This is a genomic window from Butyrivibrio sp. M55 (assembly GCF_900116865.1).
GTDB lineage: Bacteria > Bacillota > Clostridia > Lachnospirales > Lachnospiraceae > Butyrivibrio.
Genome location: NZ_FPCD01000022.1, coordinates 18,318 through 34,833 on the forward strand (window position 1 = coordinate 18,318; position 16,516 = coordinate 34,833).

Genomic DNA, 16,516 nt, shown 5'->3' on the forward strand with positions numbered 1-16,516 from the left:
ATCGGATGACTGCAGAGGGGGAAATGCTAAGTTGAGTCAACTGCGGGGGGAGCCGCATGACTACGGAAGAGATAATCACCAAGTTGAGTCAATCGGCGCTATGAAATCAATCCACAACAATATAGAACGAAGGTGAAAACATGCAGATAAAATTCTACGACAAGATGGAAGATTCACTTCTTAAATTTGCGGTTATTATTGCTAAGATGGATGGAAAGTATGTATTTTGCAAGCACAGAGAGCGCAGTACATATGAGATTCCGGGCGGGCATAGAGAAGATGGCGAATCTATATTGGATGCTGCAAAGCGTGAGCTTTATGAGGAGACTGGTGCGGTGAAGTATGATATCAAACCTGTCTGCATCTATTCGGTTACAGCGCCTGATGAGTTCGACGGAGCGGAAACTTTCGGCGGCCTGTTCTATGCTGAGATTGAAGAGCTGGAAAAAGAGCTCCACAGTGAGATCGAGAGAATTGCGTTCTTCGTTGAGGTGCCGCAAGAGCTGACTTATCCGCTGATTCAGCCAAAGCTGATTGAAGAGGCGAAAAGACGCGGATTTATAGGTTAAAATCGATATTGATCATGATTTTGGTGATGAAACCGATAATGAGCTTGATTTCCGATGATGGAAACAATGTTGATCATGGTTTTGGTGATGAAACTGATACTGAGCTTGATTTCCGATGATGGAAACAATGCTAATCATGATTTTACGGGGATGAAACCGAATAGAGCAAATGTAGCTAATAGGCTGGCTTGGAGGTTTATCGGATGAAGCGTTACGAATACGGAAATCCCGATTCTGCAAATGTACTTGTTCAGATGATCGGGGAACACGAAGTTTCGGGGATGGAAAAAGAAATTGCGTATATAAGAGAGAATGTCGGAGACGATTTCTTTTTGCTTGCCTATAAGGTTGAAGATTGGAATATGGAGCTGTCGCCGTGGCAGGCACCTGCAGTGTTTGGAGATGAAGGCTTTGGAGGCGGCGCGGGTGAGACGCTGAAAGAATTATTGCAGAATCTGAGAAGTGATAATGTGCTGTCTGAGTATACGAATGATGAAGCAGTGTCTGAGAAGACTAAAGATAAAATAGTTTTACCGTCGACAGGTGGCAAAGAAGTTACAGGACTAGGTCGTGAGAAAAAGAAATTCTTCATCGGCGGATATTCACTCGCGGGCTTATTTGCGTTGTGGGCGGCTTATCAGACAGATTTCTTTACCGGAGTGGCAGCAGCTTCGCCGTCGATATGGTTTCCGGGATTTGTTGATTACATGAAAGCAGGCAAGATCAATGCGGACAGAGTGTATCTGAGCCTTGGAAATCGCGAGGCAAAGACGAGGAATCCCGTGATGGCGACTGTTGCGGATTGTATTGAAATGTCTTTTGACCTGCTGCGGAAGCAGGGCGTTACGAGCGTGCTTGAATGGAATGAAGGAAACCACTTCAAGGATGCAGATATAAGGACTGCGAAGGCGTTCTCGTGGGTGCTGAGTGGCCCCAGGGGACGGGGGTAGTGGACCATTAATTTGTGAAAGATATGTTGCTTAATTGGATGAAGAATTTTTTTCAGAAGACTTGATTATTGGAGGCATAATTGATGAAAAAGAATGGACACGTAATTGTAGGCAACACTGATATGCATTATGTTGCTTTTGGAGATGGGGCGAAGAAACTGGTTGTATTGCCGGGATTGTCGGATGGGCTAGCTACGGTGAAAGGAAAAGCGTGGGTTCTTGCGGGCTCTTACAAGAAATTTTGGGCGAACTACACCGTTTACATGTTTAGCAGGAAGGAAGATATGCCGAATGGGTACAGCATCAAGGATATGGCGGATGATCTGGCTTTCGCGATGAAGAGTTTGGGAATTGAGAAGGCTTCTGTTCTTGGTGTATCGCAGGGCGGAATGATCGCACAATGTCTTGCCGTAAACCATTCTGAGATGGTTGAAAAACTGATTCTTGCCGTGACGGCGCCGTATGCCAATCCTGTTTTGAGGGATGCGGTGACGGGAGGGATCGATATGGCAAGGAGAGATGATCACAAAACGCTTATGATCGATACTGCCGAAAAGATGTATTCACAGAAATATCTGGATAAGTACGAGAAGATTTTTCCGCTGGTTGCGAAGCTTACCAAGCCTGCAAGCTACGATAGGTTTTATAAGAATGCATATGCGATTTTGGACTTTGATGTACGTAATGAGCTTTCGAAGATAACTGCGCCGACGCTGATTATTGCGGGAAGTGATGATAAGACCGTCGGAAATGCTGCAGTTGCAGAGCTTAGCGAAGGCATAAAGGGTAGCGAGAAATATATCTATGACGGACTTGGGCATGGCGCATTTGAAGAGGCGAAGGACTTTTATGACAGAGTGTTTGAGTTTTGTGAGAGATAATGGCATGAATATGAGCATATATATCCGGAATGCGGTATAATATTTATAGTAATTGCATTAGGTAGAATTTGACAGAAAGGGATGTATATGATTCTGTATCACGGAAGCAATGTGGAGGTTCCGGAATCAAAACTATTGAAAGTTCAGAGAGAATTAGATTTTGGGAAAGGTTTTTATACTACGAGCGATAAAGAACAGGCGACCAAGTGGGCAATCCGAACGGCCAGAAGATTGAAGCAGACCACAGGATACGTAACAGTTTATGAAATTGATGAGCAGAATCTTTTGCAGTTAAAAATTCTTAGATTTGACGAACCAAGTGTAGAATGGCTTAAGTTTGTATCGGCACATAGAAAAGGTGAAGCGGTAAGCGAGGATTGGGATTTGATTATTGGCCCTGTTGCCGATGACAGAACTATGCCTGTAATTGAGCTGTATTTGGATGGAGCATACGACGAGGAAGAAGCAATAAAGCGATTGTTGCCACAGAACTTGAAAGATCAATATACTTTTAAGACTGATGCTGCATTGGGATTTCTTGTTTATAAGGAGATAATTAAGGTATGACAAAGATGATTCCTACATCGCTGGATTATTACAATAAAAAAGTTATTCAGCGTATTATGGATAAATATGATATGGAACAGATGGATGCATCCAGAGCTTTTATTATATCTGAAACACATAGTATGTTGGAGAATGAAGAGCTTGCTATGTGGGATTTTTCTGAGAGGGCAATTTTTGATATGTGGGAAGCGGAAAAAGTCACCGGAGATCCGCGTAATTCGGTGTATTTAAGGAGTGAATGAGCATGACGGAAGAGATGATTTTTTTTCTATATCTCATAGAGCGATATGCCAATGTAAAAAATCGTGAGACGGGAGATGTACTTCGTGAATGGGATGAAAAAGATATAACGCAGGAAATATACGATAATTATGAGATGTACCACCAAGAACGGTTAGAAAATGCGTATGAAGATATTGATGCGCTTATTGCAACCGGGAAGCATGCGTGGTAATATACACAGACTAAGGAAAAATATTAAATACGCTTGCTTTTGAAGTAGCACTTTCGGAGCCTACAAAGTGCTGCTTTTTTATTTGATAGGAAATTCCTATCAAATAAAAGCGCTCCGCTATGGATGCGACCGATGCGCAGATGAATTATGCAAGCTAAAGCTTGCGCACATCGGCGCGCAAAGAGTTGCCATGCAACTCTTTGTTCTGCGTATATTTTTTGACGCTGTACAATTGAGGAGTATTTCTTTACAATTTATATGCAGAACAAAAGAAAGATGAAATGAAATGTGCATGCGATGCATGTATGGAGAAATGACATGGGAAATGAAATATTTGAAAATGAACAGGCCCATTTGACAAAGACCTATAATAAACTGCTGGATATTAAGAAGAATCTCGAGGAGCAGATTACTGCCCTTAATGAGAAGGCGGTTGAAGATAAAAATGATATTCGTGACAATATCCGTTTTGATTACGCAGATGTTGAGACTACGATGGAGACTCTCGCTGAGATTGAGGTATGGAACCGTTACATTGATACCTACAATGTTGAGAGTAATTCTTTGGGTAAAAGACTCGAGACAGTCAATAAACTTCTGGAGTCACCTTATTTTGCAAAGATTGAGCTTGTGTTTGAAGGGGAGAGTGTGCCTGAAAGTTACTACATCGGACGAGCTGCAATCTCAGAAAACGGCTATGATCAGATGGTTGTAGACTGGAGATCTCCGATTGCCGAAGTTTACTACAATCAGGAGAACGGCCATACGAGCTACATGGTTGAGGACAGGACCATTCCTGTTGACCTCAGGCTTCGTCGCCAGTTTGAGATAAATAAGGATAGGCTTGTTTCATTTTTTGATACACAGATTGCGATTGAGGATCCTATGCTTCTTAAATCTCTTTCGCAGACCCGTTCTGACAAGATGCAGGCTATCACAGCCACAATTCAGAAAGAGCAAAATACAGTGATACGTTATCCCGACGTGCAGGTTCTTTTGGTTAACGGTATCGCAGGCAGCGGTAAGACTTCGGTTCTTTTGCAGAGGATAGCATATCTTTTTTACCAGAAGAGAAAGACACTTCGACCGGAGCATGTATGTCTTTTAACCCTTAATCCTGTATTTCGCGATTATATCGACAATGTTCTTCCGGATCTTGGAGAGACCAATCCGCCTACTTTGACATGGAATGAGTTTTTGAAAAAAGTGGGTGTTCCTTTTACGGATAATGAATATGACGGCACGGATGACGGAAGTTTGCAGAAGATTCATGATGCTTTGCTTACGCTGAGTCCCGAAGAGGATGATTTTTACAATATTACCCATAACGGCAAGCTTGTGATGTCGAAGGGTGACGTGTTTGATGTGGTGAAAAGATTTTCCAAATTCCCGATGGGAGTTCGCCTTATCCAGACGGTCGCGGATGAGCTCGAAGAGAGGGCAAAAAACATTCTTAGGAGCAAAGATATTTTTAATGAGGATTCCGAGAATGCGGCAGGATCTGATGCGGCTGAGGAAAATCGAATTGAGAATGACTTTGGCGGAGCACTTAGCTTTATCAGACGTTGTAATTTCATCAACGTTAAGCGTGTTGCGCAGAGAATTCTTGGAAGCGAGTACATTACTGCTGCAGAGTGGTTCTACACCAAGATGGAGCTTACGGGCAAATGCGATAGAAACGTGCGTTATGTCATGATTGACGAAGTGCAGGATTATACTGCGGCGCAGCTTATGGTATTTAGTAAGTTTTTCCCAAATGCCCGCTTTATGCTACTTGGAGATGAGTTCCAGGCAATCCGCAAGGGCACTGTTTCTTTTGCTCAGATAGCTGAGATGGCAGAGGCTGTGGGAAAAGAATTTGTGGAACTTCCGCTTATGACAAGCTATAGAAGCTCGCCGGAGATAACAGAAATGTTCGCGTCGCTCCTTCCTCAGGAAAAGAAAATGATGGTTTCATCGGTAAAACGCTCGGGAGAAGAGATTGTTGTAAAGAGCTGCGATTCAGATAGCGAGTACTATGCGGAACTTACTTCGCTTATAAATGAGTTTGAAAAGAAAGACGGCCTTACTGCGGTTATTTGCAGGGATGGTTACAGTCTTGAAAATATTGCCGGAGCGCTCGGAGATAAAGCGCCGCACCTTATTGCCGAAAGCGACAGTTTGCCAAAGAAAGGTGCATTTCTTATAGAGCTTGCACTTGCAAAGGGGCTTGAGTTTGATAATGTAATCCTGGCTGACGCAGATGCGGAAGCGTATCCTGCGGACGAACTCGGCAAACACTGCCTGTATACGGCTGTATCCAGAGCTACGCAGCATCTGGCTGTTTTGGCAAAGGGAAAGTTGACGGAGAATATTTAAGAGATACGAGAGTTTGGAAAAAGATTAGAGAGCCTTCGGCTAATTGTGGCAGGAGGCTTAAAAAACCGCTTGCATGGCGGGCTTATCGATGTTAGCATGTAATAGTATAAAAATATAAAGAAAGAACGCGTAGCGTTTAGGTGAGGATATGTACAGAAGATAATTAGTTTAGGTGAACACTATCAGAGATGATGAGGCTGCTTACGGCGGCTGTTTTGTGTGCGCTTAATCTAGATTATCATGCATGTTTAGCCTATATGTAATGTGGGTCTATTTGTGTGAGTCTATTTTGCGTATGCAGAATAGGCTTTTTCTTTTTCCGTATGGTCCTAGGGGACGGGGGGTAGCTGTAAGCACTTAACGAGGGAACCGAGTTTTAGTGCGCGCGCGTTCCGGCGAGCGAATGCGAGAGCAGAACTTCCTTGACGTACTCATCATTGTACTTTTGGAGGGGCAATATGCTTAATGTAAAAAACTTAACAATAACACACCGCAAAGATCTACGCGTCATTCTTGATAAATTCAATATGACTCTCAACGACGGCGATAAGGCCGTGATAATCGGCGAGGAGGGCAACGGTAAGTCCACGCTGATGAGATGGATATACAATCCGGAGATTGCGGAAGAGTATGCGGAGTGCGAAGGGGAGAGGATTCTCGGAGGCGAAGTTCTTGGCTATCTTCCGCAGGAACTTCCCGAATGTGAAAAAGAAAAATCACTTTATGAATACTTTTCGGAAGCAAGGAGTTTTTTTGACAAAACACCGAAGGAACTGTCGGAGATGGCGAATGAGTTTCAGGTTCCTAAGGATTTCTTTTACGCAGATCATAAGATGGGAAGCCTGTCCGGTGGCGAAAAAGTAAAGGCGCAGCTTATGCGTATCCTGATCGATGAGCCGACGGTGCTGCTTCTTGATGAGCCGTCAAATGATATCGACATAAGTACGCTCGAATTGCTCGAGAGGCTGATAAATGGGTGGAAGCACATAGTTCTTTTCATCTCGCATGACGAGACGCTTATCGAAAACACGGCCAATGTGATAATTCATATCGAGCAGATAATGCGAAAGACAAAGAGCCGCTACGTGGTCGTGAAGGACAATTACAGGCATTACATTGCGCACAGGGCGGAGGCTTTCGAGAGGCAGGAGCAGCTTGCGATTAACGACCGCAAGGAAAAGAAGCTTCGCGACGAGAGGTACAACAGGATTCATGACAAGGTTGAGCGCGCGCTTTCAAATGTTTCGCGGCAGGAGCCCGGCGTCGGGAAGATGCTCAAGGACAAGATGCGTGCGGTTAAGTCGATGGAAAAGCGCTTTGAGAAGCAGGATGCGAACATGGCGGAGCGGCCTGAGAAGGAGGAGGCAATCTTTTTTAAACTGGGAAAAGAAAATTCGAGGATGCCGGCAGGTAAGACGGTTATTGAGTTTTCTCTTGATGAGCTGGTGGCGCCCGATGGTTCAAAGGTCTTGGCAAAAGATATTTTTCTAAGGGTAAGAGGACCTGAGAAGGTATGCATTGTTGGAACAAATGGAGTTGGGAAAACTACGCTTCTTAGGTTGATCGCGGATGAACTTCTTGCAAGAGAAGATCTGAGGGTACAGTATATGCCGCAGAATTATGAGGATTTGCTTGATCTTGATGTGACGCCGGTGGAATTTTTGGATGACACGGGAGATAAGGAAATTCGCACACGAATCAGGACTTATCTTGGTTCGCTTAAATATACCGCGGATGAGATGGAGCATCCGATTAGGGAGCTTTCGGGCGGGCAGAAGGCGAAGGTACTGCTTCTTAAGATGAGCCTTTCCGATGCGAATGTGCTTGTTTTGGATGAACCTACGAGAAATTTCTCGCCGCTTTCGGGACCTGTTATCAGGAAGATGATAGCTTCTTTTCCCGGCGCGGTGATCAGCATATCGCATGACAGGAAGTACATTGAGGAAGTGTGCACGAAGAGATATGAGCTGACGAGTGAGGGGCTTGAGGAAAAGACAGAAAGGACAGAATAAAAATGAAATATAACAAAATTATTACTTTAAAGAACGGGAAAGAGGCAATTCTTAGAAATGGCGAGTTTGCTGATGGAGAGGCTGTTTTTGTGAATTTTAATGAGACGCATGCGGAGACGGATTATCTTTTGTCCTATCCTGATGAAAATAGTTTCAATGCGGAGCAGGAGGCGGAGTTTCTTAAGGAGAAGACGGAGAGCCCAAATGAGATTGAGATAGCTGCGCTGGTAGATGGCGTAGTTGCAGGAACAGCGGGGATTGAAGCAGTTGGAGCAAAGTATAAGGTTAAGCACCGCGCGGAGCTTGGCATCGCTATCTTGAAGGAATATTGGGGCCTTGGTCTTGGAAAGGCGCTCATGGAGGCTTGTATCGAATGCGCCAAGAATGCGGGATATGCGCAGCTTGAGCTCAACGTAGTTGCTGAGAATGAGAGAGCTGTGGCGCTGTACAAGAAGATGGGATTTGTGGAATATGGGCGCAATCCCAGAGGGTTTAACTCGAGAGTGAGCGGGTATCAGGAAGTGGTGTATATGCTGCTGGAGTTGTGATTGTTAGGGCGACAGATTTTGGGGTTTTAGGGGAATGCCCTGTTGGGAATACGGGAAATCAGAATACCAACAGGGGAGAAAAGCGCAGATGACCTGTTGTAAAAACAGGAAACTGGAATATCAACAGGGAATTTAGGCAGAAATACCCTGTTGGAAATGCAAGAACCTAGAATACCAACAGGCAGAAAGGAAAGACTAATATGTATGTTATATTTAGGAATCAAAGATTAAGCTACGTAGAAGATTTTCACGGAGAGGAAGTTCTTTGGATTACGGATCCATCGCAAATTCATATGGAATATATGAAATTTGTCGGAGGATATCCTAATGAATATTGCATTTATTTAAAAGATCTTTCCGCTGAAGAACAAGCTGATATAAGAAAACAGATTAATAAAAAAGACATCTAAAGGGGAAAAGAAATAATGGAATATAGCGAAGTACAGAAGATAACTATCGAATCAAATTACAGAGACAATGCTTCGCTCAGAAAATCCTTAAATAAGCTGGCCGGAAAAGTTTTCGGTGGGCTGAACTTTGAAGACTGGTATCAAAACGGCTTTTGGAAAGATAATTACATTCCATATTCGGTTGTGGATGATGGAAAAGTTGTAGCGAATATTTCGGTGAATACTTGCGATATGAATTATGATGGCAGAATTGTAAAGCTCATCCAGCTTGGAACTGTAATGACCGATCCTGACTATAGGGGTAGAGGATATGCAAGGATGCTGATGGAAAAGATTATTGAAGACTACGAAAACAAAGTTGATGGAATATATCTTTTTGCAAATGATTCTGTCGTTGATTTCTATCCCAAGTTTGGTTTTCGTAAGAGTAGTGAATTTCAGTATAGCAAGGGTGTGAAGATAGATTTAGATTGGACTGCGCAGCTTGTTCCAATGGCGGAAAAGAGAGATTGGGATAAAATGGTGCAGGTACTTAATGAAAACGAGCAGAATGCCAAGATGTACATGGTTTCTAACGCGGGACTTTATATGTTTTATCTGTCTCAGTTTATGCAGGAGAATACTTTTTACATTGCGGATTGCGACACCTATGCGATTGCAGAAATCGAGGGTGATACGTTGATTCTTCACGCTGTTACCGGTAGTGGCGAGCTTGATCGTGTGATAGCTTCCTTTGGAAAAGGAATAAAGAAAGTCATTCTCGCATTTACACCGAATGATTCAACAGGTTATGATAAAAGCGTGGTTATCGAGGAAGATACGCATCTTTTTGTAAGAGGCAAGTTCTTCGACAATACAAATGAAGATGAGTTTATGTTTCAGGCGATAACGCATGCTTGATATCGCTTTGATAGTACCAATAGGGAGTCTTTATGTCAGACAACATAGTTTATAAATGGACAGACGGAAGTAACAAGGATTTTCAGGAGTTTTATAAAAAGACAGAGGAGTATTACAGCAAGATTGTAGGCGGAATAGAGAACAGAAGAGCTTTTGTGCCATACAACCATTCGGACGGAATACCCAATGTGCTTATTGCGTATATGGATGATGTTGCTGTTGCATGTGCTGGATTTAAGTCATATTCGGAAGATGATGCTGAAATTAAGCGTGTGTGGGTAGAACCAAGCTGCAGAGGCAGGCACATTGCCAAAAGTCTAATGAATCAAATTGAAGACAGAGCTCAGAAACTTGGATATAAAAGAGCGATTCTTCAAACAAGAGAGATAATGGCTGATGCTGTTGGGCTATATGAGAAGCTTGGTTACAGCAAAATTGAGAAATATCCGCCATATGATAATCTGGTCGGTGCGGTGTGCATGGCAAAAGAGCTGTAAAGTAATCTGCATATAAATAGCGCAATAATGGACCACAAACCCCGTCCCCTAGGACCAAAAGGGGCGGAATCAACGAAAGAGGAACTCATGGAAGATAAGAAATTTCTTTTTGAAAAAGATAATATACCGCATGCGCTGGGAGTGATGGCGCTTCCGGCAATTGCGAGTCAGTTAATTGCGCTTATATATAACCTTGCGGATACGTGGTTTGTCGGAAGGACGAATAATCCGTACATGGTGGCGGCTTGTTCTTTGGTGATGCCGATTTATATGCTGACAATTGTGATATCAAATATCTTTGGAGTCGGCGGAGGTACGCTTATTGCGCGCCTTATCGGTGCGGGAAATGACGAAGAAGCATCGAAAGTGTCAGCGGCCTGTATATGGATGGCGCTCGGAGTCGGATGTCTTTTCTCGTTACTTAGTTTGATAGGGATGACGAAGATACTTGTTTTTCTTGGGGCGAGCGAAAACGTGCTTGAATTTTCCAAGCAGTACATGCTTTTTGTGGTTGTTATCGGCGGCGTTCCGTTTATATTCAGCAGCACGGTTTCTTCAATGCTAAGAAGCATAGGGCTTTCGGCAAAAGCATCGTTTGGCCTTAGTATGGGCGGCGTGCTTAATACGGTGCTTGATCCTATTTTTATGTTTGTGATTTTGCCTGACGGAAAGCAGGTTATGGGCGCTGCGCTTGCGACTATGCTCAGTAACATCGTGGTTTCGGTATACTTTATTGTGACTTACAATAAGGCGGGAAAAGAAACTATTCTAAGATTTAAGACAAACAGCGAATATCCTTCAAAAGAGTCTTTTTCTTCAATATTCGGAGTGGGAATTCCTGCGGCTGTGGGAGTGCTTCTTTTTGACCTGTGTACGATTGTGATAAATCGCCTGTCAGCGTCGTACGGCGATGTTGAGCTGGCTGCCATCGGAATTGTGCTGAAAGCTGAGCGCCTGCCGCTTAATATCGGAATCGGAATATGCATGGGCATGGTGCCGCTTATCGCGTACAGCTATTCTTCGGGCGACAGAAAAAGAATGGACGGAATCTTCAGATTCGGCAGAGTAGTGGGGCTTGCGATAGGCGTTGTGAGTGTGGTCTTGTATTATGCATTCGCGCCTTTGATTATGAGGGCGTTTATCGGGGATCCCGATACAGTGCGCTTCGGAACGCAGTTCCTTCGTGCGAGGTGTTTTGCGACGCCGCTGATGTTCCTTTGCTTTTCGATGGTTCATTTTGCGCAGGCAATCGGGCGCGGAAAAGAATCTTTTTGGCTTGCCGTGATAAGACAGATTGTCTTTAACATCCCCATCCTGATCTTGTTTAACCGTCTGTTTGGAATGACGGGAATCGTGTGGACGCAGGCTGTTGCGGATATGTTTACGGTCATTGCTTCGTACATTATTTATGCAAGGATAAGGAAGCATGAAGGCTGGCCGCCGGGAGTGTGACAGAGTATGAAGATTTTGGTTGTTGGTGGAACAAGATTTTTTGGCATTCCTATGGTGAATGCGCTTATAAATGCGGGGCATGATGTGACGGTCGCGACGCGCGGGAATAATGCGCTTAGTTTTTGCGGGAGCGTTAGGCATATTGTTATGGACAGGACTGATACGGAAAGTGTCAAAAGAGCTGTAGGTGACGTGAGCTTCGATGTGGTAATTGACAAGGTTGCGTACAGTTCAAATGATGTGAGAGCTCTTTTGCCCAATATCAAGTGCGATAGGTATATTCAGATGTCGACGTGCTCGGTTTATGCGGAAGATACGCTGCTTATCGGGGAAAAAGAGTTTGATGCGGCTGCACATCCGCTGGTTTGGGCGGACAGAACGCAGGATTATGGCGAGTCCAAGAGGCAGGCGGAAAGAGCGGCTTATGAGTTTATGGATGCGGAAAAATGCGTGTTTGTCAGGTATCCCATCGTGCTGGGCGAGAATGACTATACCGGAAGGCTTCGGTTTTATGTGGAGCATATCATGAATGAGTTGCCGATGTTCGTGGATGACCTTGATTATGGGATTTCTTTTATCCATGAAAAGGAAGCAGGCGAGTTTATCGCGTTTCTTGCAGGTGCCGATGTGTGCGGGCCGATAAATGGCTGCTCTAAGGGAATTGTCAAGATTTCTGAGCTTATCGGTTATATTGAAAAGAAAACCGGAAAGGCTGCGGTTTACAGCAAAGATGGTGACGTGGCTCCTTATAATGGACTTGAAAATGACATGAGCCTTGATACGCAGAAAGCGCGGGCGCTGGGATTTGAGTTTTCAGAGCTTGGCGACTGGATTTATGAGCTGATGGATTATGAGATTGATATGGTGGAGAGGTGTGTATGAATTTTTTGTTTGTTGCTCTCGGAGGAGCTTTGGGAGCGGTGCTAAGATATGCGATAAGTCTTATTCCGGTTAAATCCGGATTTCCGATACTGACGCTTGTTACGAATATTTTAGGTGCAGTTTTGATCGGATTTATCGTAGGGCTTGCCGATAACCATGAGGGTATATCGGGAAATACTGTTCTTTTCTGGAAAACGGGAGTGTGCGGAGGCTTTACGACGTTTTCCACGTTTTCGCTTGAGGCGGTCAATCTTTTTGAAAAGAAGCAGTATGGCGCAGGTGGAGTGTATGTGGCGCTTAGTTTTGCGTGCTGTATTGTCGGCGTGATCTGCGGCAAGAGGCTTGCGGCGCTTGTAAAAGGGTGATAAGCATGGATAAAAAGAACCAGGATAAGAAACTGAAAGAAATTGAGCTCAAGCAGAATAAGTATGCGGATAAGATATCAGCGGTTTCTGCGGAGCAACTGGCTAAGGCACTTGAGACTCTCATGGCAAAAGATAAAGACAAGGATAAGGACAAGAGATGAGACAGTATATTGTAGATGCATTTACAGACAAGCTTTTTCATGGAAATCAGGCGGCAGTTTGTGTTTTGGATAAGTGGTTGCCTGAAGAACTTATGATGAATATTACCAGGGAGAATAATTTTTCGGAGACGGCATTTGCCGTGAAATCCAATGACGGATATGATCTCCGCTGGTTTACGCCTAGGGGAGAAATCAATTTGTGCGGACATGCGACGTTGGCGACGGCGTTTGTTCTTTTTAACTATTATGAGAAGAACGTGGATAACATTACCTTTCATACCATGAGCGGTGATCTGTTCATTCATAGGCAGCAGGACGAGATTGTCATGGATTTTCCGGCATATCGGCTGAACGAAACGTCTGTTACGACGCAGATGACTAAGGCAATGGGACATGAGCCGTTGAAGGCGTTCATAGACAGGGATCTTATGCTTGTTTATGAAGATGAAAAAATAATTCGTGAGATGTCGCCTGATTTTGGTGAGATGATTCAACTTGATGGCGATGGAGTTGGTGTTACGGCTCCGGGAAAAGAGTATGATTGTGTTTCAAGATTTTTTACCCCGAAAGATAAGGTAAATGAAGATCCTGTTACCGGTTCCGCTCACTGCATGATTGCGCCGTATTGGGCAGAGCAACTTGGAAAAAAAGAAATTCACGCGTATCAGGCATCTGAACGAGGAGGCAAGCTTGAATGCAGATTGCAGGGCAATAGAGTGGTGATTTCAGGCAAGGCGGTGTTGTACTCTGTGAGTGAATTATTTGTGTAGGAGATGGCAAACTATGAAAAGAGAACTTGGTATAGCAAGGTGCGGATTGGCGTGTTGTCTTTGCAGTGAGAACAATCATTGTGGAGGTTGTGACTCAGGTGAGTGCCCGGGAGATGCTTGGTGCGAGAATAGGAAGTGCTCTAAAGATAAGAATTACGGGCATTGCTACGATTGCGACAGCGACTGCAAAAAAGGAATGTTTGGCAAGATAAAGCCGTATGGATTTACGCTTTTTGTAAAGAGATACGGAGAGGAAGAGCTCCTTGACTGCCTAGAAAGGAATGAGCGAAACGGCATAGTCTATCACAGGGAAGGTATTATTGGAGACTATGACGATTTTGATGATGTTGAGGAATTGATACGATTTATTAAGACGGGTAAAAAATGAACCACAACCCCCGTCCCCATGGACCATAGAGGATTAAAAAATGACTAACAAAGAAATACTGGAAATAGCGCTTCGGCAGTCGGCGGAAGACAACGGTTGCCGCGCGGAGGATTTTTTATCGGATAAAAATGTTGTTGTTCCGTTCATGCTTGGAAAGAAGGCGCGCAAGTACTACAAGGAGCCGATAACGTGCAATTTCGTAACGTACGGTAATAACGTGGTTGCGGCTACATCAGATGAAGTGGCGGATATTGTAAAAGAGTACATCGATAAGTTTGAGTTTTATCACTGTTTTGAGACGCCAAATATGAATTGGCTAAGTGAGAGGATTGAGAAGCTTGGGCATAAGGTATGTTTTATGGCGGAGTTCTTTTTGCCCGATATCGAAAAGATGCCGGAGCTTGAGTGTCCATACGCTACGAGAATTCTGGGACCTGAGGATTTCAAGGCGTTGTATCTTCCGCAGTGGAGCAATGCGCTTTGCAGTGCGCGAAAGGAACTCGATGTTCTTGGAATGGGCGCGTATGATGGCGATAAGCTTGTGGGATTTGCAGGGGCTTCTGCGGACTGCGACGATATGTGGCAGATAGGAGTGGACGTCCTTCCGGAGTATAGGCGGAATGGAATAGCGTCGGCTCTTACTAATATGCTGGCAAAAGAGATACTTAAACGTGGCAAGGTTCCGTTCTATTGCTGCGCGTGGTCGAATGTAAGGTCGGCAAGAAATGCGATAAGGAGCGGATTTGCGCCCTCGTGGGTTGAAGTAACGGTTAAGCCTGCGGAGGTTGTGGACGGGATGAATAAATGACAACAATGGAAAGGACTATAGACTTGGAAAAAGAATATAAAATTGTAACAGCCACGGAAGAAGATCGTGAGGAGATATTGGCGCTTTATAAAGCGCAGATTGGAAGGGAACTTTGCCCGTGGGATGAGTATTATCCGTCGAATGAAACGATTGATGCGGATTTTGCGCGTGACGGCCTGTTTGTATTAAAGGAAGACGGGATTATAAAAGCTGCAATTTCCATAGATGAAGATGAAGAAGTTAACAGACTTCCCTGTTGGGATAAGAATCTCGAACCTGAGGGAGAGCTTGCGAGGCTTGCGGTTCTTCCTGCGGAGCAGAATAAGGGACTTGCAAGGATAATGCTTAAGCATGGCATGGAGGAACTTAAGAGACGCGGATGTAACGGAATACACATACTTGTCGGTAAGTACAATACCAAGGCAATCCGCTCATATGCGGTGTTTGGATTTAACGAAGTGGGGGAGTGCCACTTATACGATCAGGATTTCTTATGTTACGAAAAAGAGCTGTGACGTGATTCGGAAGATAAAGTATAACTGATAAATGTTTTGAAAGGGATTTTTTTATGAAACAAAATGGACCACAAACCCCGTCCCCTAGGACCAAAAGCACTTTGCTGCAGAACAAATTTATAGTTTGTCTGTTGGCAGTATTCTGCTGTCTTCTGTGGGGGAGTGCGTTTCCGAGTATCAAGGCGGGATATGAGCTTTTTGAGATAGGCGCGCAAGATAGCATGTCACAGATTCTTTTTGCGGGAATAAGGTTTTTGCTGGCGGGAGTGCTGACAATTATTTTTGGAAGCCTTTTTCAGAGAAAAGTTCTTTTTCCAAAGAAGACATCGTGGAATATGGTCTACATGCTCAGCGTTTTTCAGACAATGCTACAGTATTTTTTCTTTTATAAGGGACTGGCTCATGCATCGGGAGTGAAGTCGTCGATAATCAACGGGATGACAACGTTCTTTGCGATTCTTTTGGCTTGCCTTGTGAGGAAGCAGGAACACCTGTCTTCGGAAAAGATAATAGGATGCCTTCTCGGAATCGCGGGAGTAATCACTGTGAGTCTGTCAGGTGGAAGTATTGGCGCGGGATTTGCATTTAACGGCGAAGGCTTTATCCTGATCGCGGCGGTTTCGTATGCAATCTCATCGGTGCTTATCAAGGAGTACTCCGTAAAAGAGAATCCTGTAACGCTCAGCGGATATCAGTTCCTTATAGGCGGCTTTGTAATGATGGTTGTAGGCTTTGCGGCCGGCGGAAGGATTCACCTGACAAGACCGGTCGGTATCCTGCTTATCATATACATGGCGCTGATATCGTCGGTTGCGTACTCGATATGGGGAATCTTGCTCAAACATAACCCTGTATCGACAGTAACGATTTACGGTTTTTCCAATCCAATTTTCGGAGCTCTTTTGTCCGCAATCTTCCTTGCTGAATGGGATAAGCTGAGTCTCAGGTACGTGACAGCTCTTTTGCTTGTCAGTCTGGGAATATACGTGGTCAACAGAAAGTAAAAAAGCCCAATTCCTCCTGCCGTCT

Annotated in this window: 21 protein-coding genes; all 21 read left to right on the top strand. The window is 44.2% G+C overall.

Features of this window, described 5'->3' with window-relative positions; all coding sequences use genetic code 11:
- Positions 1 to 140: 140 nt before the first annotated feature.
- The 21 genes from BM398_RS15650 to BM398_RS15745 all read left to right on the top strand — a co-directional run bounded on the left by BM398_RS15650 (position 141) and on the right by BM398_RS15745 (position 16,491).
- The gene (locus tag BM398_RS15650; protein ID WP_092339060.1) at positions 141 to 569 is read left to right on the top strand and encodes an NUDIX hydrolase; all 429 of its coding nucleotides are present in this window, start codon (positions 141 to 143) and stop codon (positions 567 to 569) included.
- 203 nt (positions 570 to 772) lie between these two features.
- Positions 773 to 1,519: an alpha/beta hydrolase gene (locus tag BM398_RS15655; protein ID WP_092339062.1), complete on the top strand. Its 747-nt coding sequence runs from the start codon at positions 773 to 775 to the stop codon at positions 1,517 to 1,519.
- Between the two features lie 83 nt (positions 1,520 to 1,602).
- Positions 1,603 to 2,400: an alpha/beta fold hydrolase gene (locus BM398_RS15660; RefSeq protein ID WP_092339064.1), complete on the top strand. Its 798-nt coding sequence runs from the start codon at positions 1,603 to 1,605 to the stop codon at positions 2,398 to 2,400.
- An 87-nt stretch (positions 2,401 to 2,487) separates the two neighbouring features.
- The gene (locus tag BM398_RS15665; protein ID WP_092339066.1) at positions 2,488 to 2,967 is read left to right on the top strand and encodes a DUF3990 domain-containing protein; all 480 of its coding nucleotides are present in this window, start codon (positions 2,488 to 2,490) and stop codon (positions 2,965 to 2,967) included.
- Positions 2,964 to 3,209 (top strand): hypothetical protein, encoded by a 246-nt coding sequence (locus BM398_RS15670; protein ID WP_092339068.1) that lies wholly within the window; start codon positions 2,964 to 2,966, stop codon positions 3,207 to 3,209. Before BM398_RS15665 ends, BM398_RS15670 begins: the two co-directional genes overlap by 4 nt.
- A 2-nt stretch (positions 3,210 to 3,211) precedes the next feature.
- Positions 3,212 to 3,421: a DUF3791 domain-containing protein gene (locus tag BM398_RS15675; protein WP_092339070.1), complete on the top strand. Its 210-nt coding sequence runs from the start codon at positions 3,212 to 3,214 to the stop codon at positions 3,419 to 3,421.
- Between the two features lie 318 nt (positions 3,422 to 3,739).
- Complete coding sequence (locus BM398_RS15680; protein ID WP_175531987.1) at positions 3,740 to 5,779, top strand: HelD family protein; 2,040 nt, start codon at positions 3,740 to 3,742, stop codon at positions 5,777 to 5,779.
- 458 nt (positions 5,780 to 6,237) lie between these two features.
- Entirely contained in the window at positions 6,238 to 7,791 is a 1,554-nt protein-coding gene (locus BM398_RS15685) for an ATP-binding cassette domain-containing protein (protein WP_092339074.1), read from the top strand.
- A 2-nt stretch (positions 7,792 to 7,793) separates the two neighbouring features.
- On the top strand, positions 7,794 to 8,339 hold the full coding sequence (locus tag BM398_RS15690) for a GNAT family N-acetyltransferase (protein ID WP_092339076.1): 546 nt from the start codon (positions 7,794 to 7,796) through the stop codon (positions 8,337 to 8,339).
- A gap of 200 nt (positions 8,340 to 8,539) precedes the next feature.
- The gene (locus tag BM398_RS15695) at positions 8,540 to 8,749 is read left to right on the top strand and encodes a hypothetical protein (protein ID WP_092339078.1); all 210 of its coding nucleotides are present in this window, start codon (positions 8,540 to 8,542) and stop codon (positions 8,747 to 8,749) included.
- Positions 8,750 to 8,764: 15 nt separating this feature from the next.
- Entirely contained in the window at positions 8,765 to 9,649 is an 885-nt protein-coding gene (locus tag BM398_RS15700) for a GNAT family N-acetyltransferase (protein WP_092339080.1), read from the top strand.
- A 32-nt stretch (positions 9,650 to 9,681) separates the two neighbouring features.
- Entirely contained in the window at positions 9,682 to 10,146 is a 465-nt protein-coding gene (locus tag BM398_RS15705; protein WP_092339082.1) for a GNAT family N-acetyltransferase, read from the top strand.
- An 87-nt stretch (positions 10,147 to 10,233) separates the two neighbouring features.
- Positions 10,234 to 11,598 carry an MATE family efflux transporter gene (locus tag BM398_RS15710; protein WP_175531988.1) on the top strand — a complete coding sequence of 455 codons (1,365 nt, stop codon included), beginning with the start codon at positions 10,234 to 10,236 and terminating at the stop codon, positions 11,596 to 11,598.
- A 6-nt stretch (positions 11,599 to 11,604) separates the two neighbouring features.
- Positions 11,605 to 12,480 (top strand): NAD-dependent epimerase/dehydratase family protein, encoded by an 876-nt coding sequence (locus BM398_RS15715; protein WP_092339086.1) that lies wholly within the window; start codon positions 11,605 to 11,607, stop codon positions 12,478 to 12,480.
- On the top strand, positions 12,477 to 12,845 hold the full coding sequence (crcB, locus tag BM398_RS15720) for a fluoride efflux transporter CrcB (RefSeq protein WP_026654285.1): 369 nt from the start codon (positions 12,477 to 12,479) through the stop codon (positions 12,843 to 12,845). Before BM398_RS15715 ends, crcB begins: the two co-directional genes overlap by 4 nt.
- A gap of 5 nt (positions 12,846 to 12,850) precedes the next feature.
- Positions 12,851 to 13,006, top strand: coding sequence for a hypothetical protein (locus tag BM398_RS17285; RefSeq protein WP_155833779.1), 156 nt, complete (start codon positions 12,851 to 12,853; stop codon positions 13,004 to 13,006).
- Entirely contained in the window at positions 13,003 to 13,776 is a 774-nt protein-coding gene (locus BM398_RS15725) for a PhzF family phenazine biosynthesis protein (protein WP_092339088.1), read from the top strand. Before BM398_RS17285 ends, BM398_RS15725 begins: the two co-directional genes overlap by 4 nt.
- Positions 13,777 to 13,789: 13 nt before the next feature.
- Positions 13,790 to 14,164: a hypothetical protein gene (locus BM398_RS15730; protein WP_092339090.1), complete on the top strand. Its 375-nt coding sequence runs from the start codon at positions 13,790 to 13,792 to the stop codon at positions 14,162 to 14,164.
- A 40-nt stretch (positions 14,165 to 14,204) separates the two neighbouring features.
- Positions 14,205 to 14,972, top strand: a complete 768-nt coding sequence (locus tag BM398_RS15735) for a GNAT family N-acetyltransferase (RefSeq protein WP_092339092.1) — start codon at positions 14,205 to 14,207, stop codon at positions 14,970 to 14,972.
- A complete protein-coding gene (locus BM398_RS15740; protein WP_242949834.1) occupies positions 14,969 to 15,487 on the top strand; it encodes a GNAT family N-acetyltransferase in 519 nt (172 codons plus the stop codon). Before BM398_RS15735 ends, BM398_RS15740 begins: the two co-directional genes overlap by 4 nt.
- Positions 15,488 to 15,540: 53 nt before the next feature.
- Positions 15,541 to 16,491 carry a DMT family transporter gene (locus BM398_RS15745; protein WP_092339094.1) on the top strand — a complete coding sequence of 317 codons (951 nt, stop codon included), beginning with the start codon at positions 15,541 to 15,543 and terminating at the stop codon, positions 16,489 to 16,491.
- Positions 16,492 to 16,516: the final 25 nt, after the last annotated feature.

Coding starts and splice junctions, on each gene's coding strand:
- BM398_RS15650 (WP_092339060.1), top strand. CDS start 141: ATGCAGATAAAATTCTACGACAAGATGGAAGATTCACTTCTTAAATTT.
- BM398_RS15655 (WP_092339062.1), top strand. CDS start 773: ATGAAGCGTTACGAATACGGAAATCCCGATTCTGCAAATGTACTTGTT.
- BM398_RS15660 (WP_092339064.1), top strand. CDS start 1,603: ATGAAAAAGAATGGACACGTAATTGTAGGCAACACTGATATGCATTAT.
- BM398_RS15665 (WP_092339066.1), top strand. CDS start 2,488: ATGATTCTGTATCACGGAAGCAATGTGGAGGTTCCGGAATCAAAACTA.
- BM398_RS15670 (WP_092339068.1), top strand. CDS start 2,964: ATGACAAAGATGATTCCTACATCGCTGGATTATTACAATAAAAAAGTT.
- BM398_RS15675 (WP_092339070.1), top strand. CDS start 3,212: ATGACGGAAGAGATGATTTTTTTTCTATATCTCATAGAGCGATATGCC.
- BM398_RS15680 (WP_175531987.1), top strand. CDS start 3,740: ATGGGAAATGAAATATTTGAAAATGAACAGGCCCATTTGACAAAGACC.
- BM398_RS15685 (WP_092339074.1), top strand. CDS start 6,238: ATGCTTAATGTAAAAAACTTAACAATAACACACCGCAAAGATCTACGC.
- BM398_RS15690 (WP_092339076.1), top strand. CDS start 7,794: ATGAAATATAACAAAATTATTACTTTAAAGAACGGGAAAGAGGCAATT.
- BM398_RS15695 (WP_092339078.1), top strand. CDS start 8,540: ATGTATGTTATATTTAGGAATCAAAGATTAAGCTACGTAGAAGATTTT.
- BM398_RS15700 (WP_092339080.1), top strand. CDS start 8,765: ATGGAATATAGCGAAGTACAGAAGATAACTATCGAATCAAATTACAGA.
- BM398_RS15705 (WP_092339082.1), top strand. CDS start 9,682: ATGTCAGACAACATAGTTTATAAATGGACAGACGGAAGTAACAAGGAT.
- BM398_RS15710 (WP_175531988.1), top strand. CDS start 10,234: ATGGAAGATAAGAAATTTCTTTTTGAAAAAGATAATATACCGCATGCG.
- BM398_RS15715 (WP_092339086.1), top strand. CDS start 11,605: ATGAAGATTTTGGTTGTTGGTGGAACAAGATTTTTTGGCATTCCTATG.
- crcB (WP_026654285.1), top strand. CDS start 12,477: ATGAATTTTTTGTTTGTTGCTCTCGGAGGAGCTTTGGGAGCGGTGCTA.
- BM398_RS17285 (WP_155833779.1), top strand. CDS start 12,851: ATGGATAAAAAGAACCAGGATAAGAAACTGAAAGAAATTGAGCTCAAG.
- BM398_RS15725 (WP_092339088.1), top strand. CDS start 13,003: ATGAGACAGTATATTGTAGATGCATTTACAGACAAGCTTTTTCATGGA.
- BM398_RS15730 (WP_092339090.1), top strand. CDS start 13,790: ATGAAAAGAGAACTTGGTATAGCAAGGTGCGGATTGGCGTGTTGTCTT.
- BM398_RS15735 (WP_092339092.1), top strand. CDS start 14,205: ATGACTAACAAAGAAATACTGGAAATAGCGCTTCGGCAGTCGGCGGAA.
- BM398_RS15740 (WP_242949834.1), top strand. CDS start 14,969: ATGACAACAATGGAAAGGACTATAGACTTGGAAAAAGAATATAAAATT.
- BM398_RS15745 (WP_092339094.1), top strand. CDS start 15,541: ATGAAACAAAATGGACCACAAACCCCGTCCCCTAGGACCAAAAGCACT.